Below are 9,450 nucleotides of genomic sequence, written 5' to 3'. Positions count from 1 at the left end.
GATGCGCTCCGGATGAATATGATGATCTCATATCAGGAACTTGTTCGCACCTTCCATAGTAGATACGCACCTTGCTTTGATTCACATGCTCAAGAAACGCCTTCGCGCCGGGGATCAGGCCGGGTTTTCCCTGTTTTTCCCAGTCGCTCCAGGTATCCCATTGGGTGTAGTCATGGCACTGTTCCATGTCGCGCACCAGCAGCGGGGTGTTGTCGAGCACGGTTTCATCCAGATCCATGACCACCGCGTAATTTTCTGGCGTTTTCAGATCTTTCACTTTCTCGTCAAAACGGCCGGTGGCAAAACGGTACGTCTGCAGCTGAAGCGCCATGATTTCAGCTGACTTCTGCTGGTAGCGCAGCGCCATTTCGTAGGCTTTTGGTTCACACAGTTCATTATTTGCCGCGGTAGCGGTTGCGCTCAACATCGGTACTGCCACCAGTAATGCCTTAGCTATTGAATTCATTATTGTTTCCTTAACACCCTTGTCAAAATGACGAAAGCGTAATGAATTTAAGTGACAGAAAAATGACGGTTGCACGTTGGGGCTCTGTTGAAACGTGCTTTCGATCCTGAACTAAGCTTGTACTTCATTCCGCGTAAAATGTGGGTCATTCGAGGACAATGAATGGAATTCAGGACATTTCAAAAGCAGTGGGGTGCTGAGTTTATTTCCAGTGACGTTGTACGTTTTCGCGTCTGGGCTGAGGGACAACAACAACTTACGCTACGTCTGGCAGAACGCGATCTGCCCATGACGGCGGTCGGTAACGGCTGGTTCCAGATTGACGTACCTGGCGTGACGCATGGCACCGAGTATCAGTTCGTTTTACAGGACGGCATGGCGGTACCTGACCCCGCATCGCGGGCGCAGAAAGGGGACGTTAATGGCCCCTCCGTGGTGATTGACCCCGGCCGCTATCAGCCCATCAACCCAGACTGGGCAGGGCGACCGTGGGAAGAGACGGTGATTTACGAACTGCATATTGGCACCTTTACGCCGCAGGGCACCTTCCGGGCGGCTATCGACAAGCTGCCGTATCTGGCTGAACTCGGCATCACCCAGCTTGAAGTCATGCCGGTTTCACAGTTCGGCGGCAGCCGCGGCTGGGGCTATGACGGCGTATTGCTGTATGCCCCGCACTCCGCCTATGGCACGCCGGAGGATTTTCACGCGTTCATCGATGCGGCGCACGGCCTGGGCCTTTCTGTCGTGCTGGATATCGTACTCAACCATTTCGGCCCGGAAGGAAACTACTTACCCTTGCTGTCACCCGCGTTTTTTGATGCGCAGAGAATGACGCCGTGGGGTAACGGTATCGCCTATGAACGGGAGCCGGTCAGACACTACATTCTTGACGCGCCCCTGTTCTGGCTGACCGAATACCGTCTGGATGGCTTACGGTTTGATGCTATCGACCAGATTAAAGATACGGCGTCGAAACATATTCTTCAGCAGATCGCGGAAACGATCCGCGAAGCGCTCCCGGATCGTCATATCCATCTCACCACCGAGGACAGCCGTAACGTGATTTTCCTGCATCCTCGGGATGAGAAGGGAGCCACGCCGCTGTTTACCGCCGAGTGGAATGATGATTTCCACAACGCCGCCCACGTCTTTGCCACCGGCGAAACGCATGCCTACTATCAGGATTTTGCCTTCGAACCGGAAAAAAAATTCGCCAGAGCTCTCGCAGAAGGATTTGTCTATCAGGGTGAGGTCTCTTTGCAGACCGGACACTCACGCGGGGTGGAATGCCACACCCAGCCGCCGACCTTCTTTGTCGATTTTATTCAAAACCACGATCAAACCGGTAACCGCGCCCAGGGCGAACGGCTTATAACCCTTGCGGGCGCGGATAAAACCCGCGTTCTGCTCGCCGCGCTGCTGCTGTCACCCCATATCCCGCTGCTGTTTATGGGCGAAGAGTATGGCGAAACCAACCCGTTCCTGTTCTTTACGGATTTTCATGGCGATCTGGCGAAAGCCGTGCGGGAAGGGCGGGCAAAAGAGTTTACCGGCCACAGCGGACACGATGGCGATGTACCGGATCCGAATGACGAGCAGACTTTTGCCCGCTCAAAACTGGACTGGCACAACGTGACGACTGCGCAGGGTAAATCCTGGCTGCGCTTCACGCGAAGCCTGCTGGTCCTGCGGCATCGCTATCTTGTGCCGTTACTTCGCCCTGGCGGCACCGTTGAGGGCAAAATCGTTAAGACTGCTCCCGGTATAGTGGCGGTGAGCTGGTCTTTCCCGACGGGGACATTGTCGCTGGCGCTGAATATCGGTAATAAGCCTGTTGACGTTCCTGCGCTGGCAGGCGAAACGCTCTTTAGCTGGCCGGAGGCCGCTGAGGTGTTAGCGCCGAACAGCATTGTCGTTCGTTTTGCAGATGGAGACGCATCATGATCCCTTGTGCCACATACCGAATACAGTTCCGCAATGGCATGACCTTTGACCGCGTGGTGGAGCTGGTGCCATACCTTAAAGACCTCGGGATCAGCCATCTCTATGCCTCACCGATATTTACCGCCACCACCGGTTCAACCCACGGTTATGACGTCACCGATCCTAACGAAATCGATCCTGCCATTGGCGGGCGCGCCGGTTTCGACCGCATGACGGCGGCACTCAGGCAGGCGGGAATGGGGCTCATTCTGGACATCGTCCCTAACCACATGTCGACCTCGCTGCAAAACCGCTGGTGGCGGGACGTTATCGCGTTTGGTCAGCAAAGCCGTTACGCGCACTATTTTGATATTGACTGGTCGCGCCCGCTGACGCTGCCGTTCCTTGGCGACACCTTTGAGGCCGAGCTGGAGAAGGGGGCAATTACTCTGAAACGTGACAGTGTCACCGGTGAGGCCGCGCTGGTCTACTATGACACAGCCTATCCGCTTAACCCCGGAACATGGGCTGCGGAGAAAAGCATCGAGGCGATCCACGAGGCGCAGAGCTGGCGGCTGATGTCCTGGCGGGAAGCGCCGAAACAGCTCTCATGGCGGCGCTTTTTTGAAATTACCGGCCTGGTGGGCGTCAGAGTGGAAGACGAGGGGGTGTTTCAGGATTCGCATCGCCTGATCCTCGAGCTCGTGCATACCGGCATTGTCGACGGGTTGCGCATTGACCATATCGACGGGCTGGCCGACCCGCTGGGTTACCTGCAGCGGTTACGGCAGGCTACCGGTCCCGACTGTTATATCACGGTGGAAAAAATTCTCGCCAAAGGGGAACAACTGCCTGCGGAATGGCCGGTCTCCGGCACCACCGGATATGAGTTTATCGCCTCGCTGGCCGAAGTGCTGGTCGACGATAATAACCTCGGGCGGCTGGAAAAAATCCACGACGAGACGCTGGGCGTGACGGTCGATCGCCATGCGGAACTTCGCAACGCTAAAGGGCTGATGACCGATCGCAATTTTGAGGGTGAATTCACCACGCTGCTTAACATTGCCACCGACCTTGCCCGATGCAACGGCATTGACGTGCCGCAGGACGACATACGTTACACGCTGCGCGAACTGCTGATTGCGTTTCCGGTCTACCGCACCTACGGCACCACCGACGGGTTAACCGCCCCGGATGTCGCGCTGTTGAACCGCGTTGTCGCCAGCGTCCACGCACCGGAACCGGCGTTAAGCCTGTTGGTGAGGATCCTCACCGGCGACCTGGACGCCAGCAGCCGCGATGCAGCCTCGCTGTTCAGAACCCGCTTCCAGCAGCTTACCGGGCCGCTGATGGCGAAATCGGTGGAAGATACGCTCTTTTTCCGCCATAACCTCGAGCTCGCCCTGAACGAAGTGGGGGCCGATCCCACCCCACGCGCGTTCTCGTTATCCCGCTTTCACCAGGAGATGCGCATCCGTCTGGCCCGTCAGCCCGATGCGCTGCTGGGGACCTCCACGCACGACACCAAGCGCGGGGAAGACGCGCGGGTGCGCCTCTACACCCTGACGGAAGCCCCGGAACAGTGGGGTGAAAATCTGGCGCGCTGGCGGCAGATGAACCAGACCCAGGTGCGTTTTCTCAATGACGGTACCGCGCCAAACGCGGCCGATACCTGGATGATCTACCAGGCGCTGGCGGGCGTCTGGCCTGCAACGTTGTCGCCTGACGATAGTGAAGGGCTGAAGTCTCTCGAAGCGCGTTTCCTCGGGTTTATTGAGAAAGCGCTGCGCGAGGCCAAACAGCGTACCGACTGGATTGACAGCAATGAGAGCTATGAGAGCGTGGTGATGAATTACGTCCGGCACTTGCTATCCCCTGAGAACACGCTGTTCCTGCATGATTTCTCGTCCTCCCTGCAACCCTTTATCCGCGCCGGGCTGATGAACAGCCTGAGCCAGACGGTGATCAAACTGACGGCGCCGGGCGTACCGGATATCTATCAGGGAAGCGAGGCGCTTAATTTTAGCCTGGTCGACCCGGATAACCGGCTGGAGCCGGATTTCGCCACGCTGAGGCAAAACCTGAGCAGCGCCGACGCAAAGCTGTTTGCCGACGAACAGCAGTGGCGAAACGGCAGGGTGAAGCAGTATGTCACCGCCACGCTGTTACGCGTCCGGCAGCACTATTTATCGCTCTTCCAGTACGGCGACTGGCTGCCGCTGAAGGTCAGCGGCGAGCGCGAGGAAAACCTGATTGTCTACGCGCGCGTGAAGGACGGGGAGGCGCTGATTGTTGCCGTACCGCGTCTGGTTTTTGCTAGCCCCACAAACGAAACGCTGTGGGCCAACACTTCGGTCGTCATCCCCGAAGAGCTTTCCGGGAAACGCTACCGGGATCTGTTTACCGGTGAACGTCGGGCGCTGCGGGAGACGCTGGATTTAACGTCTGAAACAGGAAGTTTGTTAGTTCTGCTTACCTGCGAATAATCGTGGAGAACGAAAATGGCAAAGGAAAATACGTTTGACATACGGGCCGGTCATGGCCAGCAGCTGGGTGCAAATTATGACGGGAAAGGGGTTAACTTCGCGCTTTTTTCAGCTCACGCCGAGCGGGTGGAGCTCTGTCTGTTTGACCCCTCCGGTAAAACGGAAATCGCCCGTCTGGAGCTGCCGGAATATACCCACGAGATCTGGCACGGCTATGTGCCCGACCTCCAGCCCGGCGCGCTGTATGGCTATCGAGTCTACGGGCCGTATGACCCGGAAAACGGACATCGCTTTAACCCGCATAAGCTGCTCATCGATCCCTATGCCCGTGAACTGGTGGGCGATATCGACTGGAATGATGCCCATTTTGGCTACGAACTGGGTCATGACGCGCTGGATCTGAGCTTTGATACGCGTGACAGCGCGCCGTTCACTCCAAAATGCAGGGTCATCGATCCGAATGCGTTTGACTGGCAGGACCATCAGCGGCCAGCGATCCCCTGGCCGCATACCGTGGTCTATGAGAGCCATGTGAAAGGTTTCACCCAGCTCAACCCGGGGATACCGCCCGAGCTGCGCGGCACCTTTGAAGGCATGGGGCATAAAGCCTCGGTCGATTACATCAAAAGTCTGGGTATCACCGCCGTCGAGCTGCTGCCGGTTCACTGGTTCCCGGACGATCAGCACCTGCTGGACCGCGGCCTGAAGAATTTCTGGGGCTATAACACGCTGGGCTTTTTTGCGCCCGCGTCACGTTATTACGGCCCTGCAGGGATCCAGGGTTTTCGCGATATGGTCCGCGCCTACCATGACGCGGGTATCGAGGTGATTCTGGATGTGGTCTATAACCACACGGCAGAGGGCAATGAGCTTGGCCCGACGCTCTCATTCAAGGGTATCGATAACTACAGCTATTACCGCACCTTGCCGGATCAGCATCGCTATTACATCAATGACACCGGCACGGGGAATACGGTGAACACCTCACACCCGCGTGTGCTGCAGATGATCATGGATTCGCTGCGCTACTGGGCGGAATCGATGCATATCGACGGTTTTCGCTTCGATCTGGGCACGATACTGGGGCGCGAGCCAGAAGGGTTCGATCCGCGCGGCGGCTTCTTTGATGCCATAACCCAGGATCCGGTTTTATCAAAACTCAAGCTCATTGGTGAGCCCTGGGATATCGGCCCCGGCGGCTATCAGGTGGGCGGCTTCCCGCCCGGCTGGGGCGAGTGGAACGACAAATATCGCGATACCGTTCGTGAATACTGGCGGGGCGATAACGTTCCCACTGATTTTGCCGCCCGCCTGCTGGGCTCGGGCGATCTCTATGATTTACGCGGGCGTCGCCCGTGGGCCAGCGTCAACTTTATTACCGCGCATGACGGCTTCACGCTGAACGATCTGGTGTCGTACAACGAGAAACACAACGCCGATAATGGTGAAGAGAACAACGACGGGCATAACGATAACCGCGCGTATAACTATGGCGAGGAAGGCCCGACCGAGAACCCCGACATTATTGCCACCCGTGAACGGCAGAAACGGAACTTCCTCACCACGCTGTTGTTCTCCCACGGTACACCGATGCTGCTGGCCGGGGATGAGTTTGGCCGGACGCAAAAAGGGAACAACAACGGCTATTGCCAGGACAGCGAGATCTCCTGGATCAACTGGAAAGGGTTGTCAGAAAACGACGTCGCGCTGCGCGAGTTTACCCGGCACCTGATTGCGCTTCGCGCGAAACAGCCGCTGCTGCGCCGGGAGAGCTGGCGAGACGGTCTTGAGATCCGCTGGTTTAACGCCGGAGGAGGACCGCAGCAGTCTGAGCAATGGGAGGAAGGCTCGACAATCGGCGTCTCCATCAGCCGGCCCGATCTCATCCAGGAGGAAGGGATCTGGCACGACGTGCTGATGCTGTTCAACCCGTTCGAAGGCGCCGTGTCGTTCCAGATCCCGCAGTTTGGTGAAGGAGGCTGGGTGCTGGAGCTCTCCACGGCTGGGGAGGTTGCCACGGGCGAGGTCATCACCCGGACCGTAGATTACGAACTGGCGGGGCGCAGTATTACTCTCTTCAGACGCCCGTGATGTCAAAGTGATGCCGCCGCCCGTGCGGCGGTGTCATACAGGGATGAAATGGTGCGCAGCAGCTGGGCGGTGTCACCGATAGCGGCACCCGAAATCCCGCTTTCAGCATGAATGTTGATCAGACACGCTTCGCGCACATCCCGGTATTTCATGCACAGTGCTTTTCCCGCCTCCGTGGTGGAGAAGAAAAGCTCTTTTCCTGCCTTTTCACTGGTGACGTAGCCCGCCTTGACCAGCTTTTTCAACGCATAGGTCACCACGTGGGTGTCTTCCACGTTGAGCACAAAACAGATATCGGCCAGCTTCTTCTTGCGATTGCGGTGATTCACATGATGCAAAAGCGAGACGTCAAAGGCCCCCATATCCGGCTCACCGGCCGCGGTCATGCAGCGCACCATCCATTTATTGAACGCGTTACTGGTCATGATCAGCGCGTACTCCAGCTCCGATAGCTCCGCGCAGCGCTCGGAAACCAGATGGCGGGAGGAGACGATCCGGCCGTCGTTAATGTCGTCGTGATTCATTGATGCAGCACTTTTCTTCAGGGTCATAACGTTCCTTACGGGAGTGTGGCTGTTGCCCGGAAATGTAAACTCATCGATAAAATAAGAACATTTTATTGATAAATTGTTTACATGTTTTTGCGGTTCAGATATAGCTTTTTAACGCAGGTTTTCGAAGCCTGACGGAAAACACAACATCGCTCGCCGCAAATTAAAAAAATAGCCGTCGGCGCGCAACGCTCACTTTGGATAGGGTAACGTTTATGGACGGTTCTACACTGTTGCCGCTTATCGGGATCCCGGTGGTGGTTATTGGTTTTGCCCTGCGCTTCAACCCGCTACTGGTGGTCGTGGTAGCGGGGCTGACGACGGGTCTGCTGGTTGGGATGGATTTCGGCATGCTGCTGGAAACCTTCGGCGAGAAGTTCGTCAACAGCCGCTCTCTGGCTACATTCATTCTGATCCTGCCGGTTATTGGTCTGCTGGAATATTACGGTCTAAAAGAGCGCGCACAGGCGTGGGTGGCGAAGATCGCCAGCGCCACTTCGGCGCGTATTCTGATGATCTATTTTGTCGCCCGCGAGGGGACGGCCGCGCTGGGGCTGATGTCGCTGGGCGGTCATGCCCAGACGGTGCGTCCGCTGCTGGCGCCGATGGCCGAAGGGGCGGCGCTGAACGAGTACGGCGAACTGCCCCAGCATATTCGCGACAAAATCAAAGCCCATGCCGCCGCGTGCGACAATATCGCGGTGTTCTTTGGCGAGGATATCTTTATCGCCTTCGGGGCGGTGCTGCTGATCGACGCTTTCCTGAAGGAGAACGGTATTCAGGGGATTGAACCGCTGCATATCGGCCTGTGGGCGATCCCGACGGCGATTGCGGCATTGATTATTCATATGACGCGTCTGCTGAGGCTGGATGCCAGCATCCGTCGTGACGTGATGGCCTGGAAAGCCGGGCAGGGAACGCAGGAGATCGCGCCATGATGACGCTGCTCACCATTAACCGCGTGTACTACCTGATTGGCTTTGTCGTGATGCTGCTGGTGGTCATGACCCTGCGCGATCGCGCCAACCCCAAACGTTTTACCACGGCACTGTTCTGGTTTCTGTTCGGTGGGATCTTCCTGTTCGGTGACCTGATGGTGCAGGAGCTGGGCCGCTCGCTGGCGTACCGGATCATTGGCGGCGCCGTGATTGTGATTGCCCTTCTGGCAGGCTTTGGGCTGGTCGGTAAAGGGCAGTACAAAATGGCCAGCGAACCCGAGCGTGTTACCTCCTCAAACCGGCTGAAAAACTGGCTGTTTTTACCTGCCCTGATGATCCCGGTAGTGACGGTTATCGGCACGCTGTTCCTGAAAGGGGTGTCGATTGGCGGGGTTTACCTGCTCGATCAAAAACAGCTCACGCTGGCGGCGCTGTGCGTGGCTTGTGTGGCGGCCATCCTTACCGGCTGGTGGCTGACAAAAGGAACGCCGCTGCATGCCGTCCGTCAGTCTCGCCGACTGGTGGATACCATTGGCTGGGCGGTGATCCTGCCGCAGATGCTGGCCATGCTGGGCGGGGTTTTTGTGGTGGCCAATACCGGCAACTCCGTGCAGAAGGTGGTCAGCCTGTTTGTGAACCCGGACAGCCGCTTTATGCTGGTGGTGATTTACTGCGTCGGCATGGCGCTGTTCACCATGATCATGGGTAATGCCTTTGCGGCCTTCCCGGTGCTGAGCGCCGGTATCGCCTTACCGTTTCTGATCCACGTGCATCACGGTAATCCGGCACCGCTGCTGGCGATTGGTATGTACGCAGGCTATTGCGGCACGCTGATGACGCCGATGGCGGCGAACTTCAACATCGTTCCCGCCGCGTTACTGGAGCTGAAAGACAAATATCAGGTCATTAAGATCCAGATCCCGACCGCGTTAACCCTGCTGGTGGTCAACGTGTTCTTAATGTACTTCCTCGTGTTTCGCTAAGCGTGGCAA

Annotated in this window: 7 protein-coding genes; 5 read left to right on the top strand and 2 right to left on the bottom strand. The window is 57.2% G+C overall.

The genetic code is table 11. The annotated features are described in order from the left end of the window. Window positions 1-466 (bottom strand): HAD family acid phosphatase (locus tag HX884_RS14975; RefSeq protein ID WP_306173161.1); only part of this gene is annotated, 466 nt, incomplete at its 3' end. 162 nt (window positions 467-628) lie between these two features. Here HX884_RS14975 and treZ point away from each other — a divergent pair. From treZ to glgX, 3 genes are read left to right on the top strand one after another with little or no spacing between them, the layout of a single operon-like run. Then, complete coding sequence (treZ, locus tag HX884_RS14970; RefSeq protein WP_178328422.1) at window positions 629-2,413, top strand: malto-oligosyltrehalose trehalohydrolase; 1,785 nt, start codon at window positions 629-631, stop codon at window positions 2,411-2,413. Continuing rightward, window positions 2,410-4,878, top strand: coding sequence for a malto-oligosyltrehalose synthase (gene treY, locus HX884_RS14965; protein WP_178328421.1), 2,469 nt, complete (start codon window positions 2,410-2,412; stop codon window positions 4,876-4,878). Before treZ ends, treY begins: the two co-directional genes overlap by 4 nt. Window positions 4,879-4,893: 15 nt before the next feature. Further along, window positions 4,894-6,969: a glycogen debranching protein GlgX gene (glgX, locus tag HX884_RS14960; RefSeq protein ID WP_178328420.1), complete on the top strand. Its 2,076-nt coding sequence runs from the start codon at window positions 4,894-4,896 to the stop codon at window positions 6,967-6,969. Window positions 6,970-6,971: 2 nt separating this feature from the next. On the opposite strand, the gene HX884_RS14955 is transcribed toward glgX, so the two are convergent. Then, the gene (locus HX884_RS14955; RefSeq protein ID WP_013096572.1) at window positions 6,972-7,520 is read right to left on the bottom strand and encodes a winged helix DNA-binding protein; all 549 of its coding nucleotides are present in this window, start codon (window positions 7,518-7,520) and stop codon (window positions 6,972-6,974) included. 215 nt (window positions 7,521-7,735) lie between these two features. On the opposite strand from HX884_RS14955, the gene HX884_RS14950 reads away from it, so the two are divergent. Both HX884_RS14950 and HX884_RS14945 read left to right on the top strand, forming a co-directional pair. After that, complete coding sequence (locus HX884_RS14950) at window positions 7,736-8,458, top strand: DUF969 domain-containing protein (RefSeq protein ID WP_013096573.1); 723 nt, start codon at window positions 7,736-7,738, stop codon at window positions 8,456-8,458. Then, window positions 8,455-9,441, top strand: a complete 987-nt coding sequence (locus HX884_RS14945) for a DUF979 domain-containing protein (RefSeq protein WP_062856664.1) — start codon at window positions 8,455-8,457, stop codon at window positions 9,439-9,441. Before HX884_RS14950 ends, HX884_RS14945 begins: the two co-directional genes overlap by 4 nt. The last annotated feature ends 9 nt before the right edge of the window (window positions 9,442-9,450 follow it).

This window comes from Enterobacter sp. SECR19-1250, assembly GCF_013391025.1.
GTDB lineage: Bacteria > Pseudomonadota > Gammaproteobacteria > Enterobacterales > Enterobacteriaceae > Enterobacter > Enterobacter cloacae.
The sequence above is the reverse complement of the archived record's forward strand: the minus strand, read 5'-3'. Positions and strand labels throughout refer to the sequence as shown.

Excerpts from the sequence above, each read along its gene's own strand:
- treZ (WP_178328422.1), top strand. The coding sequence starts at position 629 with ATGGAATTCAGGACATTTCAAAAGCAGTGGGGTGCTGAGTTTATTTCC.
- treY (WP_178328421.1), top strand. The coding sequence starts at position 2,410 with ATGATCCCTTGTGCCACATACCGAATACAGTTCCGCAATGGCATGACC.
- glgX (WP_178328420.1), top strand. The coding sequence starts at position 4,894 with ATGGCAAAGGAAAATACGTTTGACATACGGGCCGGTCATGGCCAGCAG.
- HX884_RS14955 (WP_013096572.1), bottom strand. The coding sequence starts at position 7,520 with ATGACCCTGAAGAAAAGTGCTGCATCAATGAATCACGACGACATTAAC.
- HX884_RS14950 (WP_013096573.1), top strand. The coding sequence starts at position 7,736 with ATGGACGGTTCTACACTGTTGCCGCTTATCGGGATCCCGGTGGTGGTT.
- HX884_RS14945 (WP_062856664.1), top strand. The coding sequence starts at position 8,455 with ATGATGACGCTGCTCACCATTAACCGCGTGTACTACCTGATTGGCTTT.